The organism is Micromonospora cabrerizensis (assembly GCF_022230955.1).
Classification (GTDB): domain Bacteria; phylum Actinomycetota; class Actinomycetes; order Mycobacteriales; family Micromonosporaceae; genus Micromonospora; species Micromonospora cabrerizensis.
The window spans coordinates 69,002-89,934 of the sequence record NZ_JAKKFI010000089.1; the positions used below are offsets into that span (position 1 = coordinate 69,002).

Below are 20,933 nucleotides of genomic sequence, written 5' to 3' on the forward strand. Positions count from 1 at the left end.
TCGGTCGCGCCTGGTAGGCAGGCGGACGTGCGAATCGTCTCCCTGCTGCCGGCGGCCACGGACATCGTGGCCATGCTCGGCCTGACCAGGCACCTGGTCGGCCGTACCCACGAGTGTGACTGGCCGCCGGGGGCCTTGGCCGACATCCCGGCGGTGACCGCGACGTCCCTGCCCGAGGCCCTGACGAGCCGGGAGATCTCGGCGGCGATCGCCGGTGACGCGCACCGGGGATCGTCGTTGTACCAGCTCGACGTCGCCATGCTGGAGGACCTGAAGCCGGATCTGATCCTGACCCAGGATCTCTGCGATGTGTGCGCGGTCTCCTACGAGCGGGTCAACGACGCGGTTCGTCTGATCGATCTCGACACCAGGGTGGTGTCCCTGGAGGCGCGGACCATCAACGGGATCCTGGACACGGTCGACGCCGTGGCCGCGCTGACCGGCGCCGAAGGCAGGGCGGCGGAGATCCGAGCCGACGCCGGGCGTCGCCTCGCCGCATTGCCGGGATCGGCGACCGGCGCGCCGACGGTGCTGTTCGTCGAGTGGATCGACCCGTTGATGCCCGGCGGGCACTGGGTGCCGGAGCAGATCACCTACGCGGGCGGGCGGTCTCTGCTGCTCGGGCCGGGCTCGCACAGCACCCCGCACCCGTGGTCGGTGGTCGCCGACCTGGCTCCCGAGGTGGTGGTGTTCGGGCCGTGCGGGTTCACGCCCGAGCGGACCTTCGACGAGTTGTCGGTGGCGGCGGCGCAACCCGGCTGGGCGGACCTGCCCGCGGTTCGTCAGGGGCAGGTGTGGGTGGTCGACGGGCCTGCCTATTTCAACCGCCCAGGCCCGCGGGTCGTCGACGGCGCAGAGATCCTCGCCGGCATCCTCGCTGGCCGTCCCGACTCCCGCGCTCGGCGGGTGTCTCCCGACGTCGGGTGATCCGGCCGCGCCTGAGTGGCCGGGATGAATAGTTGACGCTGCTCGGCACTGTCCGGCCCTGCCCGGGGATCAGGTGTGTGTCCTCGCCGCGTCGGCCAGGCCGACGACCCGGTCGGCCCAGCGGTTCAGCAGGATCTCGTCGTGGGTGATGACCAGGACGCCGGCGTGCTGCGTCCGCTGGTAGTCGCGGATGACGGCGGCGACGTGCGCCTGGGTCGAGGCGTCGAGCATCGCCGTGGCCTCGTCGCAGAGCAGGTAGTCGGGGCGGTGTACGAGCGCCCGGGCGAGGCAGGCCCGTTGCAGTTGCCCGTCGGACACCGCGTGTGGCCGCCGGGCGCGCAGGTCCGGGGTGAGGCCGACGAGGTCGGTGAGTTCGGCTACCCGCTCGCGGATGGTCGGCTCGGGCGTTCGGACGGCGCGTAGCGGTTCGGCGATCAGGTCGTCGAGGCTCAGCCGGGGGTCGGCGGCGGCGCGAGGGCTCTGGAAGAGCACGGCGACGCGCGTGCGCAGGCCGACCGGCACGGCGTAGCGCACGCCGTCGACCGGGGTGCCGTCGATGCTGACCCGGCCGTGGTCGGGGCGGTGCAGGAGCGCCAGGACCCGGACCAGTGTGGACTTTCCGCAGCCGGACGGGCCGCGAAGGCCGACCGTCTCGCCCCGATCGACGCGCAGGGTGACGCCGTCGAGGACGACCTGCCGGCCGTACCCGACGGTCACGTCGTCGGCGAGTAGGTGCGGCGAGCTGGTCACGTGACGGCTCCGGTGGTGATCGGGTGGTGGCAGGCGACCGCGCCCCCGGTGACCGCTGTCGGCGGTGGCTGGCTCGCGCAGATGTCGGTGCGACGGGGGCAGCGGGGCGCGAACGCACACCCCGCGGGCAGCGCGGTGAGCATCGGCGGGTCGCCCGGCACCGGCCGGAAGGCGCGGTCCGGCAGGGCGTCGAGCAGCGCCGCCGCGTACGGGTGGGTTGGTGCGGTGAAGAGCTGGTCGGCGTCCCGGTGCTCCACGATGCGGCTGGCGTACATGACGGCGACGGTGTCGGCGACCCGCTGCGCGGCGGCCAGGTCGTGCGTGATGAGCACGACGGCCGAGCCCTCGTCGCAGCGGCGGCGCAGCAGGTCCAGGGTGTGGTCCACCAGCGGGCGGTCGAGGCCGGTGGTGGGCTCGTCGGCGATGAGCAGCGACGGGTCCGGTGCCAGCGCGAGCGCGGTGACCAGGCGCTGCGCCATGCCGCCGGAGAGTTCGTGCGGGTAGCGGTCCAGGTCGGCCGGGTCGAGCCCGACGTCGACCGCGAGCTGGTCGCCGTCCTCGCGGCGCCGGCCGTGCGCCCGCAGCGTCTCGGTGAGCAGTCGTCGCCCGGTGCGGACCGGGTTCAACGCGGTGGCCGGGCTCTGCGGAACCAGCCCGACCCGGCGACCGCGTACCCGGCGGGCCAGGTGGCGCTGACCGCAGGTGACCAGGTCGACCGGGTCGGCGTCCGGGTGGTGCAGCACGGCGTGACCGGTGACCGTCGCGTTGCCCGGCAACAGGCCGAGCAGGGCGTGGGCGAGCACGGACTTGCCGCAGCCGGACTCACCGACAACGGCCAGCAGTTCGCCGGCCCGTACGGTGAGGTTGAGGTCGGTGACGGCGTGCATGCGCGTGTCCCGGAGCCGGAACTGAACGCCGAGACCGTCCACGGCCAGCAACGGGCGACGCACGGCCCTGCGGCCGGGTGTCGGGGCGGTGAGACGCTCGGTGGTGGTCACAGGTGCAGCTCCGCTCGGACCCGGGGATCGAGGCGGTCGCGCCAGCGGGCGGCGAGGACCGCGATGGCGAGGGTGACGACGACGATGACCGCCCCCGGCGCCAGGCTGGCCCACCAGGCGCCGGTCAGCAGCGACCCCTGACCGTCGTTGATCATGTTGCCCAGTGAGGCGAGGTGCGGTGGCAGCCCCAGGCCGAGGAACGACAGCGCGGTCTCGTGCCACACCGCGTGCGGGATCATCAGGGTGGTGGCCAGCGCCAGCCGGGGCAGCACGTGTGGCAGCAGGTGTCGCACCAGGACCCGACGCCGGCCGGCGCCGCCGTTGATGGCGGCGTCGACGAACGGCCGGGTACGCAGGCTCAGCAACTCGGATCGGACGATGCGGGCGGTGGAGAGCCAGTGGGTGAGCCCAACGGAGGCGATCACCGCGCCGAGGCTGGGACGCAGCATGGCGACGATGAAGATGCCCAGCAGCAGGTGCGGCATCGCGGCGATGGTGTCCACGACCCGCATCAGGATCCGGTCCACCCGGCCGCCGAGGGTGCCGGCGATCCCGCCCACCACGCCGCCGAGGACGGTGGCGACGAGCGCGGCGACCGCACCGACGAGCAGCGAGACCCGCAGCCCGTAGACGGCCCGGTGCGCCACGTCCCGGCCGAGGTCGTCGGTGCCGGCGAGGTGCGCCCAGGACGGCGCCGACCGGGTCTGGTCCAACGCGACAGCGCTCTGGTCGAGCGGCCAGACGAGTGGGGCGAGGAGCGAGCCGACGACGGCGACGACGAGCACGAGGCCGGCCGTGACGACACCGGCCTGGCCGGGCCGCAGCCGCAGCCGGGACCGGGCGGTCCGGAGCAGCGCCGGTCGGGCAGCGAGGTCAGCCATCGAGTCGTACCCTCGGGTCGGCGGCGGCGTAGGCGAGGTCGGTCGCGAGGTTCGCGGCCAGCACCACCGCGGTGGTGACCAGCGTGATCGCCGCCAGCAGCGGGAAGTCGCTGCCCATCGCGGCGGCGACCGTGACGGCGCCGAGGCCCGGCAGCGAGAAGACCGTCTCGACCAGCACCGCCCCGCCGACCAGCTCGGGCAGATGGGTGCCGACCAGGGTGAGGAACGGCAGCAGGGCGGTCCGCAGCGCGTGCCCGAACAGCACCGTCCGCCCCGGCAACCCGCGGGCCCGCGCCGCGAGCACGTGATCGTCGCGCATACTCTCCGCGACCGCGTCCCGGACGAACAACACGAACCACGGCGCCTGGGACACCGCCAGCACGCCGACCGGCAGGATCAGGTGGTGCGCCACGTCGCCCCAGGACGTGCTCGTCGCGGTGACGTCGGTGAGACCGCCGGCCGGCAACCATCCCAGGGCCAGCGCGAACACGGCGATCGCGGCCAGGCCCAGCCAGAACACCGGCATCGACTGGACCGCGTAGGCCGCCGTCCGCAACGCGCGGTCGAAGAGCCCACCCCGGCGGTACGCGGCCAGCGCGCCCAGCAGCAGACTCGCGGCCAGGACGAGGGCGAGACTCACGCCGATCAGCAGCAGCGTCCAGCCCGCCCGGGCGGCGAGCACCGAGGCGACCGGCTCGTGTCGACTGGTCGACCAGCCCAGGTCGCCCTGGACGAGATTGCCGATCCAGCGCAGGTACTGCACCGGCAACGGGTCGTCGACACCCCAGTTGGCGCGGATCTGCGCCAGGTTCTCCTCGGTGGCGGTGAAGGCCGCCGCGCCCGCGTACTGTTTCGCCGGGTCGACCGGCGACGCGGCGCCGAGGGCGAACATCCCGATGCTGGTCGCGGCGAGCACCGGCACGGCGACGAGGAGCCGACGCCGGACGACCGCACCGGCCCCGGCCAGGCGACCGGAGCGGGTCACGACCGCGTCCAGGTGTCGATGTTCCACCAGATGCTGTTGGCCACGCCGTGCTCGTGCGCCTCGACCCGGGGGGTCACGCCCCGCACCGAGGACTTCAGCACGTAGGTGTGCCGCAGGTAGGTGAGGAACAGCCACGGCACGTCGGCGGCGAGCTGCTGTTGGAACTGCGCGTACGCGGCCTTGCGCAGGGCCGGGTCGATCTGGTCCCGGCCGTTCTGCAGGGCCCGGTCCACCACCTCCGAGCGGTACGAGCCGGGGTTGAAGTAGCCCTGCCCGGCGAACGTGGAGCCGAAGAGCTTGTACGAGACGAAGTCCGGGTCGTACGGGGTGCCGTAGCCCATCAGCAGGGCGTCGGACTTCATCCGGGGGTCGATGGCGTCCCAGGTGAGCCCCGCCGGGGTCACCTCGATGCCGATCTTCTTCGCGTCGGCGGTCACCGCGAGGGCCAGGTCCTTGCGCAGGGTGTCGCCGGCCGGGTACATCAGCGTGAACCGGGCCGGCCGGCCGTCCCTGGCGCGTACCCCGCCCGGACCGGGCTTCCAGCCGGCGGCGTCGAGCAGCGCCGCGGCGGCCGTCGCGTCGGCGGTCGGCGCGCCGACGACGGAGGGATCGACGAACTCGGAGGTCGGGGGGATCGGCCCGAACGCCGGTTCGCCGGCGCCGCCGAGGATGCCGGACACCATCGCGGACCGGTCGACGGCCAGGCTGAGCGCCCGGCGGACCGCCGGGTCGGCGAGGACCGGGTTGCCCGCCGGCAGCATCACGCCGCGGTAGTCGGCGGTCGGCACCCGCTGCACCCGGTACGTGGTGTCCTCATCGAAGGCGGCGGCGAGCTTCGGCGGCAACTCGGCGGCGTCGAACTCGCCGGCACGCATCCGCTGGGCGCGGACGTTGTCGTCGGCGACGAACGCGACCACGACCCGGTTGTTCGCCGGCCGGCCAGCGAAGTAGCGCTCGTTGGCCGTGAGCACCAGCCGGTCGCCCGGCGTCCACGACTCGACGGCGTACGGCCCGGTCCCGACCGGCTTGCGGTTGAACCCGGCGGTGTTGACGTCCTGCCCGCTGAGCAGCTTGGACGGCACGATGCCGAGGGTGAGCCGTTGCAGGAACGGCGCGTACGGGTGGCGCAGCCTGAACACGACCGTCGCCTGGTCGGGGGCGGTCACCGACTCCACCATGTCCAGGTCGGAGCGCAGCGTCGAGTCGACCTTCGGATCCAGGACGGCCTGGTACGTGAAGACGACGTCCTGTGCGGTCAGCGCGGTGCCGTCGTGGAACAGCACGCCGTCGCGCAGCTTCGCGGTCACGGTCCGCCCGTCGGCCGACACCGTCGGCAACGTCGCGGCCAGGCCGGGGACGAGTCGATTGTCGCCGTCGCGGGAGACGAGGCCGTCGAAGATCAGCGCGGCGCCGTCGACGCCGTAGTTGAGCACCGGGTTCAGCGCGTCCGGCTCGTCGGAGGTGGCGACGACCAGCGTCGTGCCGTCGGACGAACCGTCGGGGTTGGTCGGGGCCGAGCAACCGGCGAGGACGAGCATCCCCGCTGCCGCGGTCGACGCCACGAGGCGTCGGAAGGTCGGACGCATCCGGGTCACAGAACGCTCCTGTGGTGTGGGGAGAAGTCGTGGTCGGGTGGGCGTGACGCCGCAACCGTTGATCAACACGGTGGCACAGTTGCCAGTCTTTGGCAATTGCCACACACGCGCATCAAGCAGTTGATCAACGACTGTTCACGTCGCGGTCGGGCACCGAACACCCGCGTGGACCTGCCCGTTACCGCGCGCCCGGCACCGTGGACGCGATCCCCGCCACCGCGATCCCGGAGCGCTTCGTGTCCCTGCACCGACGTCGTCGACGAAGCGCGGTGGCCGTCCTTCCGCTGGTGGCGCTGGCCGTCACCGCGTCCGTCCTGGCCCCGCCGGCACCCGCTGTGGCGCACCCGTCCGGCGACCCGCAGACCGTGTCCGTCGCGCGCGACGAGCAGCGGCCGGAGGTCGTCCGGGTGCGCTGGCGCGTCGGCGGCCCCGACGACCTGACGCTGCTGGGAGTCTCGCTGGGGTTGCTGCCGCCCGACCGCGTCCTGCTCGACGGTGCCGTCGACTACCGCGCGACGGATCCGACGGTGATCGCCTCGTCCGAGCTGTTCTCCGCGTACCTGCTCCGGCAGATCACGGTGGCCGACGGCACGGGTGCCTGCCCCGGTGCCGTAACCCAGTCGAAGGGCCTGGCGAGGGCCGGTGCGACGATCGACTACACCTGCCCCGGGCCGGTCCACACGGTGACCGTCGCGGTGCGGACGCTCACCGACCTCAACCCCGCGTACCGGGCGGCGGCCACCGGGCCCGACGGACAGCGCTTCGTGTACGGCCCGGGCGAGGACTCCCACGAATGGACGCTCGACGGTAGCCGGGCCGTGGTCAGCGCCAGCGCCAGCGCCGACCGCGGCGCCAGCGTCCCGATCGCCGCCCTTCTCGGCGCGGCTCTGGCGGTCGCGGGCGGCGTGCTGCTGGTGTCGTGGCGGCTGCGGCGAAGACGAGCCGCGGCCTGACCGCCCCCTGCCGCGACCGGTGGCAGTGCCCGTTCGTCGCTGGTGACGGTCGAGGTCGAGCGGTTAGGGTTCCGGGATGTTCCGCGCCGTCGTGTTGATCGCAGCTGTGGTGCTCGCCGCGGATCAGCTCACCAAGTACTGGGCCGAGTCCGCGCTGAGCGACGGGCAGACCATCACGCTCGTCGGTGACCTGCTGCAACTGCGACTCGTCTACAACCCGGGCGCCGCCTTCTCGATCGGCGCCGCGTACACCTGGATCTTCGCGGTGTTCGCGGCCGCGGCGGTGGTCGCGGTGACGGTCGTGGCGCGGCGGGTCACGTCGCGCGCCTGGGCGGTGGCGTTGGGGCTGGTGCTCGGCGGCGCGGCCACGCACCTGCTGGACCGCCTCTTCCGCGAGCCCGGGTTCGCCCGGGGGCACGTGGTGGACTTCATCGACTACGCGGGGTTCTTCGTCGGCAACGTCGCCGACATCGCGCTGGTGGTCGGCGTCGGCATCGTCATGGTGCTCAACGCCCGGGGCATCCCCCTGCGGGAAACGGCCACGTCGGGCGACGAGCAGGTGGCGTCACGCTCCTGAGGTGCCGCCGACCAGCACGATCTCCAGCCGGCGCGGGCCGTGCACACCCTCGACCCGGTTGAGCTCGATGTCGCTGGTCGCGGACGGGCCCGAGATCCAGGTCTGTGCCGCGCGCGGGTCCAACCGGGTCAGCGCCTCCGGCAGCAGGCCGACGACCTGGTCCGCGCGGACGACGCAGATGTGCCGGTCGGGCACCAGGGTGAGCGCCCGTCGCCCCTGCGCCGGGCCGGCGTCGAGGATGATGGTGCCCGTCTCCGCGACCGCCACGGCGCAGCCGGTCAGGACCGCGTCCATCGCGTCGAGATCGGCCGGTGACAGCGGGGGAGCGTCGCGGTACACCTGGCCGGGACAGCCGGCGAGCCAGTCGGCGGGAACGTCGACGGGCACGGCGAGCCGGCCAACCTCGGCCAGCAGCCCGGGCAGCGCGCCGATGCCGTGGTGGACGACCGCCCGGTAGTCCTCCAGCCGGTCGACGAGGATCGCGACCGGGTCGGGGCGGTCGCCGACCCGACGGTACCGGCGGGGCACCTCCACGGGCGGCGGGTCGTCGGCCAGGGCCGTGCGGAGCCGCGCCAGGATCTCGTCGCGTGCGGTCACTGCTTCCCCCACCATTCTCGGAAGGTCTGCGGCGCGGGCAGCGGCAGGTCCCGCGACCGGGTCCACGCGGAGGCCGGCCAGGGGAGCCGGCGCAGCGTCCGCGCGCCGGTGCGCCGCTGGCGGTACGCGCCGAGAGGGCCCGCGCCGGCCCGGGCCAGGCGCAGGGCGGCGGCCCAGCGCCGGGGACTGCGCATCACCCACGACAGGACGCCCATGGTGGCGCGTTCGGCCAGCGGATGCGGTGCCTGCTGGCGGAGGTGGACCAGGATCTCCGGAATGTTGATCTTCACCGGACACACGTCGTAGCAGGCCCCGCAGAGGGTCGACGCGTACGGCAGGGACGCGTTGTCGGCCACGCCGGTCAACTGGGGTGACAGGATCGCCCCGATCGGCCCCGGGTACACCGACCCGTACGCGTGCCCGCCGGCTCGCTCGTACACCGGGCAGACGTTCAGGCACGCGGAGCAGCGGATGCAGGACAGCGCCGGCCGCCCGACCGGGTCGGCCAGCACCGCGGACCGGCCATTGTCGACCAGCACCACGTGCACGTCCTGCGGCCCGTCGCCGGGGGTGACGCCGGTCCACATCGAGGTGTACGGGTTCATCCGCTCGCCGGTCGACGACCGGGGCAGCAGTTGCAGGAAGACCTCCAGGTCGGTGAAGGTCGGCAGCAGCTTCTCGACGCCCACGACACTGATCAGCGTCTCCGGGAGGGTGAGGCACATCCGCCCGTTGCCCTCGGACTCCACGACCACCAACGTGCCGGTGTCGGCGATGGCGAAGTTGGCGCCGGACACCGCGACCCGGGCCGAGAGGAAACGTCGCCGCAGGTGCGCGCGGGCCGCCTCGGCCAACGCGGACGGCTCGTCACTGAGGTCGGCCGGCACGTCCGGCATACGACGCTGGAAGATCTCCCGGATCTGTGCCCGGTTGTAGTGGATCGCCGGCACCAGGATGTGCGAGGGGGTGTCGTCGCCGAGCTGCACGATCAGCTCCGCCAGGTCGGTCTCGTACGCGGCGATCCCGGCCGCCTCCAGCGCCTCGTTGAGCTCGATCTCCTGGGTCGCCATCGACTTGACCTTCACGACCTCGTCGGCCCCCGTTGCCCGGGTCAGCTCGACCACGATGCGGCAGGCCTCGGCCGCGTCGCGGGCCCAGTGCACGGTGGCGCCGGCGGCGGTGGCGGACGCCTCGAACTGTTCCAGCAGCTCCGGCAACCGGCGTTGGACGTCCGCCTTGATCGCGGAGCCGGCGTCGCGGAGCGCCTCCCAGTCGGGCACCTCGTCGACGACCCGGGCGCGTTTGCCGCGGATGGTGCGGGTGGCCCGGTGCAGGTTGGCGCGCAGCTGGGTGTCGGCGACGGCCGGTCTGGCCGCGGTGGGGAAGGGCAGCCGGGTGCGGATGCGACCGCCGCCGGTGGCCGGTGCGACGGGACGGTTCACGAGGCGGCTCCCGTCGCGGCGAGGATCTCGGCGTAGTGCACGGCCCGCACGCCCGACCGGTGGCGGTCCAGGCCGCCGCCGATGTGCGCCAGGCACGAGTTGTCGGCGGCGGCGAGCACCTGCGCCCCGGTCTCACCGACGCGGGCGCACTTGTCGGTGAGCATCGCGGTGGAGACGTCCGGGTTCTTCAGGGCGAACGTGCCGCCGAAACCGCAGCACTCCTCGGCGTCGGCCAGCTCGACCAGCCGGATGCCGCGAACCTGACGCAGGAGTCGCAGCGGCCGGTCGCCCAACCGCAGCATCCGCAGGCCGTGGCAGGTGGGGTGGTAGGTGACCGTCTCGGGGAAATCGGCACCGACGTCGGTGACGCCGAGGACGTCGACGAGCAGCTCGGACAGCTCGTAGGTGCGGGCGGCCACCGACGCGGCGGGCGGGTGCAGGCGCGGGTACTGGTCGCGGATCATCGCGGTGCACGACCCGGACGGCACGACGACGGCGTCGTAGCCGTCGAAGACGTCGACGTAGTTGCGCACCATCGGCATCGCCTCGGCCCGGTAGCCCGTGTTGGCGTGCATCTGCCCGCAACAGGTCTGGCGGGTGGGGAAGTCGACGATGTGGCCGAGCCGCCGCAGGATGCGGGTGACGGCGATGCCGGTGGCGGGGTAGGCGACGTCGTTGACGCAGGTGATGAAGAGGGCGATGCGCATGGCGACTCCTCGCGTGTGTCGGGGCGGGGTCACACCGGGTCGCGCGGTGTTCCGGGGTCGGGGAGCTGGTCGAAGGCGGGCAGGTGGCGTTCCCGGGCGGCGGTCAGGTGGGCCCGCATCGCCTCGGCGGCGGCCTCGGAGTCACCGGCGGCGATGGCGGCGGCGATGCGTTGGTGCTCGGTGTTGGTGGCCGGGGCGCCGGTGACCGGGAAGTACAGCCGGTGCAGGTGCAGGTGCGAGTGCAACCGCGTGACGCTGTCGCGCAGCAGTGGGCTGCCGGCGACCTCGGCGATCAGGTCGTGGAACGTCGCGTCCAGCGCGGTGAAGGCGGCGTGCCGGCGGTAACCGTCGCCGGCCTCCACGTCGATGCTGGCCGCCGCCTCGGCGGTGATCCGCTGTCGCTCCTCGGTGGAGGCGTGCGCGGCGGCCCGGCCGGCGGTGGCGCCCTCCAGCAGCAGGCGGACGTCGAACAGGTCGTCGAACTCGGCGCGGCTCAGCAGCGGGGTGGTGGTGTAGCCGGACAGGGGGCGCTTGCGGACCAGGCCGTCGGCTTCCAGCCGGGCGAGGGCCTCGCGGACCGGTGTGGGCGAGACGTCCAGCTCGCGGGCGAGAGCGTCTATGTTGACCCGCTCGCCCGGGGGAAGGATGTGGTCCATGACCAGGGTCTTTATCGACTCGTAGACGTCCTCGCTGAGGGTGAGTCGACGTGCGGGACGGAGTCGACCCTCGCGTGCTTCGTGCTGGGCCATCTCGTCTCCTAAGCAACCCCTTGACTGTGCTGGTGTGAGCGAGTACACACTAGCAAAGCAACATCCTATAGGAAATAGGTTCCTTCGCCGCCGTCTCACCACCACCGCCCCCGAGGAGACGAACATGTCGCGCAGAACGCTGTCCCGGATCGGCTCGGGCCTCACCGTCCTGGCCCTCGCCACGACCACTGTGGCCTGCACCAAGAAGAGCGACACCACCGACACCGAAGCCGGCGGCTGGGAACCAGCCCAGGTCAAGGTCGCGCTCGTTCCCGGCGGCTCGCACCCGTACTTCCAGCCCTGGAAGGACGCCGGGGCCGCGGCGAAGTCGGAACTCTCGCTCGGCGACGTCACCTTCAACGAGACGGCCGGCTGGGACCAGACCAAACAGAACGACGTGCTCAAGTCCCTGGCCGCACAGGGCTACAACGCCTTCGGGGTCTTCGGCGTCTCCCCGGACAACATCAACTCCACCTTCGAGGACCTCAAGCGGCAGGGCTTCGCCGTCGGCTCTCTGGCATCGTGCCCCGCCGGGGCCAACAAGGCCGACTTCTGCCTCTCCACCGACGTGGAGGTCGCCGCCTACAAGGGCGCCAAGGCCGCCATCGACGCGATGGGCGGTCAGGGCAACCTGGTTCACCTGACCGGCAACAAGGTCGACTCCAACACCCAGCGCCGGATCAAGGGCGTGGAGAAGGCGGTCGCCGAGACCGGCGGCAAGGTCGTGCTCGTCCAGAGCGTCACCGACATCGACAAGGACCTCCAGAGCGCCCAGAAGGCGGTGGCCGACCTGCTGGCCGCCAAGGGTCGCCAGATCCAGGCGATCGTGAACACCGCCTACAACCCGGCGGTCGCCTCCGCCGAGGGCGTACGCCAGTCGAAGCTGCCCATCAAGGTGATCGCCATCGACGACGACCCGACGGTCCTCGACGGGCTGCGGGGCGGCTCGGTGGCCGCCACCGTCCTGCAGAACCCGGTCGGTCAGGCCCGGGTCGGCTCGTACGCGTTGATGAAGCTCAGCGGCGGCTGCACGATCTCCGAGCCCGGCGTGACGATCGACTCCGGGTCGTTCGTGGTGACCAGGGACAACCTGGACGGCTACGAGGCCGACCGCACCGCGACCACCGAGGCACTGCGGAAGAAGTTCGACGGCGACCTGCTCCAGTGCAACTGATGTCGACCATCACGAAGGCCGAGGCGTACCTCGTCGACATTCCCGTCGAGACCGTCCGCACCGACGCGGTGCAGGCGTTCCTCAAGCAGGAGACGGTCTTCGTCGAGGTACGCACGGCCGACGGCGGGCACGGCACGGGCTACTCGTACACGATCGGGACCGGCGGCACCGCGGTGCTCGCGCTGCTGCGCGACTACCTGCTGCCACACCTGGTCGGCCGCGACGCCGCGCGGGTGGAGGCGGTCTGGCGTGACCTGCACGCCGCCACCCGCGCCACCGCCGTCGGTGCCGTCACCTCGCTGGCACTCGCCGCCGTCGACACCGCGCTGTGGGATCTGCGCGCCCGCGCCGCCGGCCTGCCCCTGTGGGTGCTGGCCGGCGGCGCCAAAGACCGCATCCCGTTGTACGACACGGAGGGCGGCTGGCTGCACCTCACCGAGGACGAGCTGGTCGCCGGCGCGAAGGTCGCCCAGGCGGCCGGCTGGCCCGGCGTCAAGCTCAAGGTGGGCAAGCCGAACCCGGCCGAGGACGCCGCGCGCATCGGCGCGGTCCGGTCCGCCCTGGGCGACGACTTCGACGTGATGGTCGACGCCAACCAGTCCCTGACCGCCGCGGAGGCGATCCGCCGGGCCCGGCTGCTCGAACCGCACCAGGTCGCCTGGTTCGAGGAGCCGATGCCGGCCGACGACGTCGCCGGGCACGAACTGCTCGCCCGCGCGACCAGCATCCCGGTCGCGGTGGGGGAGTCGATGTACTCCATCGGCCAGTTCGCCGAGTACCTGCGCCGCCAGGCCGCCGGCATCGTCCAGGTCGACGTCGCGCGGATCGGTGGCATCACCCCGTGGCTCAAGGTCGCGCACCTGGCCGAGGCGTGCAACGTGGTGGTCTGCCCACACTTCCTCATGGAGCTGCACGTGAGCCTCTGCGCGGCCGTGCCCAACAGCCGCTACGTCGAGCACATCCCGCAACTGCGCGCGATCACCCGGACCGAGGTCACGATCGTCGACGGCCACGCCCTCGCCCCGGGCGAGGCCGGCCTCGGCATCGACTGGGACCGCGACGCGATCGAGGACAGGAGGGTGGCGTGAAGACCGAAACCGCGCCGGAGGCGCCAGCGGCGTCTCCGGCCGAGCCCCGGCCTCCCGCCCGGGTCCTGCCGGTCTGGGCGAACCCCCGACTCGGCCTGCTCATCGTCATCGCCGCTCTGGTCGTGCTCTTCTCGTCGCTGACCCCCGCGTTCCTCGACCCCCGGCTCACCCTCGCGCCGCTCCAGGCCGACATCAGCGTGTACGTCGTGGTCGGTCTCGCCCAGCTCGCCGTGCTCTCGCTCGGACACATGAACATGGCCGTCGGCCGGATGGCCGCGCTGTCCACCTTCGCGATGGGTCTGGTCTACGACCGGCTCGGCGTACCCCTGCTGGTCGGGCTGCTCGTGGGTCTCGCCGTCGGTGCGGGCATCGGCGCGCTCGCCGGGCTGCTCATCGCCAAGACCGGCGTCAACTCCTTCGTGGTGACGCTCGCGCTCGACTTCGGTCTGCTGGGTCTGGTCACCATCCTCTACACGTGGGCCACCGGCGGGGTGTCGTTCGCGGTGCAGCCCAGCGGGTTGTCCGCCCTGCGCTTCGACACCTTCGCCGACTACTGCACGGGCGAGGTGTGCGGGCCCCGGATCCCGCTGGTCGTGCCGATCGCGGTCGCGGCGGCGCTCGGCGTCGGGCTGCTGTTCCGGCACGCCCGGCTGGGCCGGGAGATCCTGATGACCGGCTCCAACACGGTCGCCGCCGAGCTGTCCGGCATCCCCACCCACCGTCGGATCGTCGCCGCGCACGCGGTGAGCGGTCTGCTGGCCGCGCTGGCCGGGTTCCTGCTGGCCGCCAACAACGGTGCCTTCTCCGCCAACATCGGGGAGTCGTTCCTGCTGCCGTCGTTCCTGGCCCCGGTGCTCGGCGGCACCCTGCTCGCCGGTGGCGCGGTCAGCGTGCTCGGCACCGCACTCGGCGCCACCTTGACCCAGGTCATCTACAAGGGCCTCAACCTGCTCCAGTTCTCCCTGGAGGAGCTGAAGCTCTACATCGGGCTGGTCCTGCTCGCGGCGCTGTCGCTGGACCGGCTCCGGGCCGTGATCGCCGAGCGACGGGCGGTGTCGACATCATGAGGAGCCTGGTCCGGACCAACGAGTTCACCCTCGCGGTGATCGCGGCCCTCGGGTTCGCCGCGCTCGCGGTCGCCACCGACTTCAACCTGCTCACCGCGGGCACACTGGACGCGTTCCTGCGCTTCCTCGCCCTGCCGATCGTCATCGGCCTGGCCCAGATGGTGGTGCTGGCCGTCGGTCAGATGAACCTCTCGGTGGGCGTGCTCACCGGGTTCTGCGCGGTGGCCTCGGGCTGGCTGATGATCGACGCCGGTCTGCCGGCCCCCATCGCGGTGCTCGCCGCGCTGGCCCTGGGCGCCACCGTCGGCCTGGTCAACGGCCTGCTGGTGATCTTCACCCGGATCAACGGGTTCATCGTCACCCTGGCCACCATGACGATCCTCGAAGGGCTGCGGTACGGGGTGAACGGCACCGGCACCTACCAGGGCTACTCACCCGGGCTGCGCGAGTTCGGGCAGGCGTCCCTGGCGGGCGTGCCGGTGGTGTTCCTGCTGGCGGTCGCCATCGCGGTCGCGGTCGCGCTCTTCTTCCGGCGTACCGTGCCGGGGCGGCACCTGCTCGCCTCCGGCGGCAACCCGTTCGCGGCCCGGTTGTCGGGCATCTCCAACGACCGGGCGCTGGTGCTGGCCCACACCCTGTCCGGGCTGCTGGCCGGGTTCGCCGCCGTGATCGTGGTGGCCGCCTTCGGCTCGGTGAACGCCTCGATCGGCGACGACCTGCTGCTGCCCAGCTTCGCCGCGCCGATCATCGGCGGGGTGGCCCTGGCCGGCGGCATGATCAGCGTGACCGGCACGGTGCTCGCGGCCTTCCTGGTCCGGCTGGTCGACGTGAGCCAGTCGCAGTTCGACATCAACCGGCGGTGGGTGGACCTCATCATCGGCGCGGTCGTCCTCGGCGCGGTGCTGCTCGGTCAGTTCCGCGACAAGCTCTCCGGAGGCCAGCGATGAGCGTCGTGCTGTCCGCGGAGAACCTGGTCAAGACGTTCCCCGGGGTGCGTGCCCTGGACGAGGCGACGCTGACCCTGACCGCCGGCAGCGTGCACGCGCTGCTCGGTGAGAACGGCGCCGGCAAGAGCACCCTGATCAAGATCCTCACCGGGGTGTACCGGCCGGACGGTGGGCTGCTGCGGCTGCCCGGGCCGGACGGCGAGCTGCGCACCGTGCAGCTCGGCAACCCGCAGGACGCCCAACGGGCCGGCATCGGCGTGGTGCACCAGGAACGCAACCTCATCCCGGCGTTCACCGTCGCGGAGAACATCTGCCTGCAACACCTGCCCCGGCGCGCCGGCCTGCTCGACCGGGCGGCGCTGCGCGTCGAGGCACGTCGGTGCCTCGGCCTGCTCGACCTCGACCTGGACCCGGACCTGCCGGTGTCGCGGCTCTCGGTGGCCCAGATGCAGTTGGTGGAGATCGCCAAGGCGTTGTCGGCCGACTCCACGGTGCTGCTGCTCGACGAGCCGACCGCCTCGCTGACCAACGACGAGGCCGACCGGCTCTACGGGATCGTGCGTCGACTGTCCGAGCGGGGTCACGCCACCGTGCTGGTCAGCCACAAGCTGGAGGAGGTCTTCGCGGTCGCCGACACGGTGACCGTGCTGCGCGACGGGCGCACCGTCGCCGAGGCCGAGCCCCTGGCCGACCACACCCGCGAGCAGATCGTCGACCTGATGGTCGGCCGGGCGTACCAGCAGGTGCACCTCGCCGACCGCACCGTCGACGCGGACACCGAACCGGCGCTGGCGCTGGACCACGTCGCCACCACCGCCGGCCACCACGACGTCAGTCTCGTCGTACGCCCCGGCGAGATCGTCGGCCTGTACGGGCTGGTCGGTGCCGGCCGCAGCGAGCTGGCCAAGGCGCTCCTCGGCCTCGACCGGATCACCGCCGGCGAGGTGCGGGTGCACGGACGCCCGGCCCGGATCCGGGACGTGGGCGACGCCCTGCACCGGCACCGGATCGGGTACGTCACCGAGAACCGCAAGGAGGAGGGCCTCTTCCTCGACCAGACCGTCGCCCGCAACACGGCGGTGACGGTGTGGCGCAAGCTGGCCCGGCTCGGCCTCGTCCGGGACCGGGCGGAGCGGTCCCTGGTCGACGAGTACGCCGATCGGCTGGGCATCCGACTCGCCTCGCCCGACCAGCACGCCGGTCAGCTCTCCGGCGGCAACCAGCAGAAGGTCAGCCTGGCCAAGTGGTTGGCGGCCGACTGCGACGTGCTCATCATCGACGAACCCACCGTCGGCATCGACGTTCGCACCAAGGCCGCCTTCCACGAGTTGATCGCCGGCCTGGCCGCGCGGGGGATGGCCATCCTGCTGATCTCGTCGGACCTGCCGGAGATGGTGACCCTCGCCGACCGGATCGCCGTGATGCGGGAGTTCGCCATCGTCGGGGAGCTGGACAACGACCACGACTATGACCGGATGAGCCAGTCGGTGATCCGCTTGATCCACGACGGGCAGGGGGTGGTCGCGTGAGGGCCACGGACCAGGTGACGCTGGGGCGTACCGACGTGGCGGTGACCCGGCTCGGTCTCGGGCTCGCCCCGATCGGCGGCCTCTTCACCGCCGTCGGGGACGAGGTCGCCCACGCCACCGTGGAGGCGGCCTGGGACCTCGGGCTGCGCTACTTCGACACCGCCCCGCTCTACGGCTGCGGCCTTTCCGAACGGCGGGCCGGGGCGGTCCTCGCCGGCAGGCCGCGCGGCGAGTTCACCCTCTCCACCAAGGTGGGTCGGCTGCTCGTCCCCGACGGTGGCGACGGGCAGGGGTTCTGGGCCGAGCCGACCGATCTCGCGCCGCGGTTCGACTTCTCCGCCGCCGGGGTGCGCCGCTCACACGAGGAGAGCCTGGCCCGGTTGGGGCTGGACCGGGTCGACATCGCGCACATCCACGACCCGGACGACCACCTCGCCGAGGCGGCGACGGAGGCGTACCCGGCGCTGGCCCGGCTGCGCGAGGCCGGTGAGATCGGCGCGGTCGGCGCCGGGATGAACCAGGCCCCGGCGCTGGTCGAGCTGGCCCACGCCGGCGACTTCGACTGCTTCATGCTCGCCGGCCGGTACACCCTGCTCGACCAGTCCGGCCTCGACGAGCTGCTGCCGCTCTGCCAGCAGAAGGGGATCTCGGTCCTCGCCGCCGGGGTCTACAACTCGGGCCTGCTGGCCGACCCGAGGCCGGGTGCCCACTACGACTACCGGCCGGCCGACGCGGGGCTGCTGCGTCGGGCCACGGCGATCCGGTCGGTGTGCGAGCGGCACGGCGTGCCGCTGCGGGCCGCGGCGATCCAGTTCCCGCTGGGCCACCCGGCGGTCGCGAGCGTGGTGATCGGCGCCCAGAGCCCGGAGCAGATCGCCGACAACGTGGCGATGTTCGAGTGGGACGTGCCCGACGCGCTGTGGGCGGACCTGAAGGCCGAGGGTCTGCTGCCGGGGGAGGTGCCGACGCCGTGATCATCGACGCCCACCACCACCTGTGGACCGCCGACTATCCGTGGCTCGCCGCACCGGGCCTGGAGTCGATCCGGCGCGACTACAGCATCGCCGACCTCGTGCCCCGGCTCGACGCGGCCGGGGTGACGGCGACCGTGCTGGTCGAGGCCGGCCGCTGCGACGCCGCCGAGACCGCCGGGTTCCTCGCCCTCGCCGCCACCAGCCCCCGGATCGCCGGCGTGGTCGGCTGGGCGTCGCTCACCGACCCGGCCCTGCCCGCCACCCTCGCCGGCTACCGGGGCCTGCCCGGCGCGACGAAGCTGGTCGGCATCCGTGACCAGGTGCAGGCGGTCGCCGACCCCGGGCACCTCGCCCGTCCCGACGTACGCGCCGCACTCGCGGCGATCGGGGCCGCCGGGCTGACGTTCGACCTGGTCGTGCACCTCGGGCAGCTTCCCGCCTGCGCCGAGGCGGCCCGGGCCACTCCCGGTGTCACCTTCGTCCTCGACCATCTGGGCAAACCGCGGATCGACGCGGACGGTCTCGCCGGGTGGCGCGCCGCGGTGCGCGACCTGGCTGCCTGCGACAACGTCGTCGCGAAGCTCTCCGGACTGCTCACCGAGGCTGGCGCCGGGTGGCGGGTGGCCGACATCCGGCCGTACGTCGACACCGCGCTGGAGCTGTTCGGCCCGCAACGGCTGATGGCCGGCTCCGACTGGCCCGTCTGTGACCTCGTCGCCTCGTACGCCGAGGCGTGGACGGCGCTCGACGCCTGCCTGGGTGAGTTGTCGCCCGACGAGCGGACCGCCGTGCTGGCGGGCACCGCGACTCGTACCTATGCACTGGAGGTTGGTTCGTGAGATTCATGCGCGTCGGGCCCGTGGGGCGGGAGCGCCCCGTGCTGTACGTCGACGGACGGCACTTCGACCTCTCGTCGGTCACCGCCGACATCGACGGGGATTTCCTCGCCGGGGACGGCGTCCAGCGGGCACGCAAGGCCACCGACCTGCCCGAGGTCGACATCACCGGCCAGCGGGTCGGCGCGCCGGTCGCCCGCCCCGGGGTGGTCCTCTGCGTGGGGCAGAACTACGCGGCGCACGCCGCCGAGTCGGGTGCCGAGCCCCCGACCGCCCCGATCATCTTCTACAAGGCGCCCAACACGGTCGTCGGCCCGTACGACGACGTCCTGGTCCCGCGTGGCTCGACGAAGACCGACTGGGAGGTGGAGCTGGCGGTCGTGATCGGTCGTCGGGCCCGCTACCTCGCCTCGCCGGCCGAGGCCCTCGGCCACATCGCCGGGTACGCGCTGTCCAACGACGTCTCCGAGCGCGACTTCCAGCTCGCCGTGTCCGGTGGCCAGTGGTCGAAGGGCAAGTCCTGTGAGACGTTCCAGCCGCTCGGCCCGTGGCTGGTCACCGCCGACGAGATCGAGGACCCGCAGGCGCTGCGGCTGCGTTCCTGGGTCAACGGCGAGCCCCGACAGGACTCCAGCACTAAGGACATGATCTTCGACGTGGGGTACCTGGTCTGGCACCTGTCGCAGTACACGGTCCTGGACCCGGGAGACGTCATCAACACCGGCACCCCGCAGGGGGTGGCGCTCTCCGGCCGGTTCCCGTACCTGGCCGAGGGTGACGTGATGGAGGTCGAGATCGACGGTCTCGGCCGGCAGCGCAGCACGCTCGGGAGCGCCTGATGGCGGTGATCACCTCCGTCGACACGTACGACGTGCGGTTCCCGACCTCGCGGGAGCTCGACGGCTCCGACGCGATGAATCCCGACCCCGACTACTCGGCCGCGTACCTGGTGCTGAGCACCGACGACGGCCCGGACGGGCACGGGTTCACCTTCACCATCGGTCGGGGCAACGACGTCTGCCGGGCGGCGATCGAGGCGCTGGTGCCGTACGTCGTCGGCCTCGACCCGGACACCGTCGACCTCGGCGCGTTCGCCCGCTCGCTCACCCAGGACTCGCAGTTGCGCTGGCTCGGCCCGGAGAAGGGCGTGATGCACCTCGCCACCGCGGCAGTGATCAACGCGATGTGGGACCTGGTCGCCAAGAGGGCGGGCAAACCGGTCTGGCGGTACCTGGCCGACCTGAGCCCCGAGCAGATCGTCGACCTGGTGGACTGGCGCTACCTCAGCGACGCGCTGACCCCCGACGAGGCACTGGAGATCCTGCGGGCGGCGCAGCCGGGTCGCGCCGAGCGGGTCGCCCGGCTCGCCGAGCGGGGATATCCCGCGTACACCACGTCGCCCGGCTGGCTCGGCTACCCGGACGAGAAGGTGATCCGGCTGGCCAAGCAGGCGGTGGCCGACGGGTTCACCCAGATCAAACTCAAGGTCGGTGCGGACGCCGCCGACGACGTGCGCCGCCTCCGGATCGCCCGCGAGACGGTCGGCCCGGACATCCGGATCGCCGTCGACGCCAACCAGCGCTGGGACGTCGCCGAGGCGGTCGCCCGGATGCGGGAGTTGGCGCCGTACGACCCGTGGTGGATCGAGGAGCCGACCAGCCCCGACGACGTGCTCGCCCACGCGGCGATCCGGTCCGCCCTGTCCACCAGCGCACCCGGTGGCGGGCCGATCCGGGTCGCCACCGGCGAGCACGTGGCGAACCGGGTGGTGTTCAAGCAGCTGTTGCAGGCCGGGGCCGTCGACGTCGTGCAGATCGACGCGTGCCGGGTGGGTGGCGTCAACGAGAACGTCGCCATCCTGTTGCTGGCCGCGAGGTACGGGGTGCCGGTGTGCCCGCACGCCGGGGGAGTGGGCCTCTGCGAGCTGGTCCAGCACCTCTCCATGTTCGACTTCGTGGCCGTGTCCGGCTCCACCCACGACCGGGTCGTCGAGTACGTCGACCACCTGCACGAGCACTTCGTCGACCCGGTGGTGATCTCCGACGGGCACTACGTCACGCCGACCGCCCCCGGGTTCTCCGCCGCGATGCGCCCGGAGAGCCTCGTCAGGTACGCGTACCCCGACGGGCCGGCATGGGCCTGACGGGCCTGGGCCTG

General features: G+C 72.6%; 21 protein-coding genes. 12 read left to right on the forward strand and 9 right to left on the reverse strand.

Annotation, left to right across the window (positions count from 1 at the left end; translation table 11 throughout):
• Positions 1–27 precede the first annotated feature (27 nt).
• A complete protein-coding gene (locus tag LADH09A_RS23820; RefSeq protein ID WP_238647690.1) occupies positions 28–927 on the forward strand; it encodes an ABC transporter substrate-binding protein in 900 nt (299 codons plus the stop codon).
• Positions 928–996: 69 nt separating this feature from the next.
• Here LADH09A_RS23820 and LADH09A_RS23825 read toward each other — a convergent pair whose 3' ends face one another.
• The 5 genes from LADH09A_RS23825 to LADH09A_RS23845 are packed head-to-tail and all read right to left on the reverse strand — an operon-like array spanning position 997 to position 6,127.
• Positions 997–1,677: an ABC transporter ATP-binding protein gene (locus LADH09A_RS23825; RefSeq protein ID WP_238647691.1), complete on the reverse strand. Its 681-nt coding sequence runs from the start codon at positions 1,675–1,677 to the stop codon at positions 997–999.
• On the reverse strand, positions 1,674–2,675 hold the full coding sequence (locus LADH09A_RS23830) for an ABC transporter ATP-binding protein (protein ID WP_238647692.1): 1,002 nt from the start codon (positions 2,673–2,675) through the stop codon (positions 1,674–1,676). Before LADH09A_RS23830 ends, LADH09A_RS23825 begins: the two co-directional genes overlap by 4 nt.
• Complete coding sequence (locus LADH09A_RS23835) at positions 2,672–3,556, reverse strand: ABC transporter permease (RefSeq protein ID WP_238647693.1); 885 nt, start codon at positions 3,554–3,556, stop codon at positions 2,672–2,674. The genes LADH09A_RS23830 and LADH09A_RS23835 overlap by 4 nt, the downstream gene beginning before the upstream one ends.
• A complete protein-coding gene (locus LADH09A_RS23840) occupies positions 3,549–4,568 on the reverse strand; it encodes an ABC transporter permease (RefSeq protein WP_238647694.1) in 1,020 nt (339 codons plus the stop codon). The genes LADH09A_RS23835 and LADH09A_RS23840 overlap by 8 nt, the downstream gene beginning before the upstream one ends.
• Positions 4,538–6,127 (reverse strand): ABC transporter substrate-binding protein, encoded by a 1,590-nt coding sequence (locus tag LADH09A_RS23845; protein ID WP_238647782.1) that lies wholly within the window; start codon positions 6,125–6,127, stop codon positions 4,538–4,540. Before LADH09A_RS23845 ends, LADH09A_RS23840 begins: the two co-directional genes overlap by 31 nt.
• A 206-nt stretch (positions 6,128–6,333) precedes the next feature.
• Between LADH09A_RS23845 and LADH09A_RS23850 the strand changes: the two genes are divergently transcribed.
• The gene (locus tag LADH09A_RS23850) at positions 6,334–7,089 is read left to right on the forward strand and encodes a hypothetical protein (protein ID WP_238647695.1); all 756 of its coding nucleotides are present in this window, start codon (positions 6,334–6,336) and stop codon (positions 7,087–7,089) included.
• 76 nt (positions 7,090–7,165) lie between these two features.
• Positions 7,166–7,666, forward strand: a complete 501-nt coding sequence (locus tag LADH09A_RS23855; protein ID WP_238647696.1) for a signal peptidase II — start codon at positions 7,166–7,168, stop codon at positions 7,664–7,666.
• Here LADH09A_RS23855 and LADH09A_RS23860 read toward each other — a convergent pair.
• Genes LADH09A_RS23860 through LADH09A_RS23875 form a run of 4 tightly spaced genes read right to left on the reverse strand, consistent with a single transcriptional unit; the run spans position 7,655 to position 11,161 of the window.
• Complete coding sequence (locus LADH09A_RS23860) at positions 7,655–8,263, reverse strand: LutC/YkgG family protein (protein WP_238647697.1); 609 nt, start codon at positions 8,261–8,263, stop codon at positions 7,655–7,657. The genes LADH09A_RS23855 and LADH09A_RS23860 overlap by 12 nt on opposite strands.
• A complete protein-coding gene (locus LADH09A_RS23865; protein ID WP_238647698.1) occupies positions 8,260–9,705 on the reverse strand; it encodes a LutB/LldF family L-lactate oxidation iron-sulfur protein in 1,446 nt (481 codons plus the stop codon). Before LADH09A_RS23865 ends, LADH09A_RS23860 begins: the two co-directional genes overlap by 4 nt.
• Entirely contained in the window at positions 9,702–10,412 is a 711-nt protein-coding gene (locus LADH09A_RS23870) for a (Fe-S)-binding protein (protein WP_238647699.1), read from the reverse strand. The genes LADH09A_RS23865 and LADH09A_RS23870 overlap by 4 nt, the downstream gene beginning before the upstream one ends.
• Positions 10,413–10,441: 29 nt before the next feature.
• Complete coding sequence (locus LADH09A_RS23875; protein WP_238647700.1) at positions 10,442–11,161, reverse strand: GntR family transcriptional regulator; 720 nt, start codon at positions 11,159–11,161, stop codon at positions 10,442–10,444.
• A gap of 124 nt (positions 11,162–11,285) precedes the next feature.
• Between LADH09A_RS23875 and LADH09A_RS23880 the strand changes: the two genes are divergently transcribed.
• The 9 genes from LADH09A_RS23880 to LADH09A_RS23920 are packed head-to-tail and all read left to right on the forward strand — an operon-like array spanning position 11,286 to position 20,919.
• Positions 11,286–12,335 (forward strand): sugar ABC transporter substrate-binding protein, encoded by a 1,050-nt coding sequence (locus LADH09A_RS23880; protein WP_238647701.1) that lies wholly within the window; start codon positions 11,286–11,288, stop codon positions 12,333–12,335.
• Positions 12,335–13,423: a mandelate racemase/muconate lactonizing enzyme family protein gene (locus LADH09A_RS23885; RefSeq protein WP_238647702.1), complete on the forward strand. Its 1,089-nt coding sequence runs from the start codon at positions 12,335–12,337 to the stop codon at positions 13,421–13,423. Before LADH09A_RS23880 ends, LADH09A_RS23885 begins: the two co-directional genes overlap by 1 nt.
• Entirely contained in the window at positions 13,420–14,490 is a 1,071-nt protein-coding gene (locus LADH09A_RS23890) for an ABC transporter permease (RefSeq protein WP_238647703.1), read from the forward strand. The genes LADH09A_RS23885 and LADH09A_RS23890 overlap by 4 nt, the downstream gene beginning before the upstream one ends.
• Entirely contained in the window at positions 14,487–15,437 is a 951-nt protein-coding gene (locus tag LADH09A_RS23895; RefSeq protein WP_238647704.1) for an ABC transporter permease, read from the forward strand. The genes LADH09A_RS23890 and LADH09A_RS23895 overlap by 4 nt, the downstream gene beginning before the upstream one ends.
• Positions 15,434–16,966 (forward strand): sugar ABC transporter ATP-binding protein, encoded by a 1,533-nt coding sequence (locus LADH09A_RS23900; protein ID WP_238647705.1) that lies wholly within the window; start codon positions 15,434–15,436, stop codon positions 16,964–16,966. The genes LADH09A_RS23895 and LADH09A_RS23900 overlap by 4 nt, the downstream gene beginning before the upstream one ends.
• Positions 16,963–17,940: an aldo/keto reductase gene (locus tag LADH09A_RS23905; protein ID WP_238647706.1), complete on the forward strand. Its 978-nt coding sequence runs from the start codon at positions 16,963–16,965 to the stop codon at positions 17,938–17,940. Before LADH09A_RS23900 ends, LADH09A_RS23905 begins: the two co-directional genes overlap by 4 nt.
• Positions 17,937–18,779 carry an amidohydrolase family protein gene (locus LADH09A_RS23910; protein ID WP_238647707.1) on the forward strand — a complete coding sequence of 281 codons (843 nt, stop codon included), beginning with the start codon at positions 17,937–17,939 and terminating at the stop codon, positions 18,777–18,779. The genes LADH09A_RS23905 and LADH09A_RS23910 overlap by 4 nt, the downstream gene beginning before the upstream one ends.
• Positions 18,776–19,615, forward strand: coding sequence for a fumarylacetoacetate hydrolase family protein (locus LADH09A_RS23915; protein ID WP_238647708.1), 840 nt, complete (start codon positions 18,776–18,778; stop codon positions 19,613–19,615). The genes LADH09A_RS23910 and LADH09A_RS23915 overlap by 4 nt, the downstream gene beginning before the upstream one ends.
• Positions 19,615–20,919 (forward strand): L-fuconate dehydratase, encoded by a 1,305-nt coding sequence (locus LADH09A_RS23920; RefSeq protein WP_238647709.1) that lies wholly within the window; start codon positions 19,615–19,617, stop codon positions 20,917–20,919. The genes LADH09A_RS23915 and LADH09A_RS23920 overlap by 1 nt, the downstream gene beginning before the upstream one ends.
• Positions 20,920–20,933 lie beyond the last annotated feature (14 nt).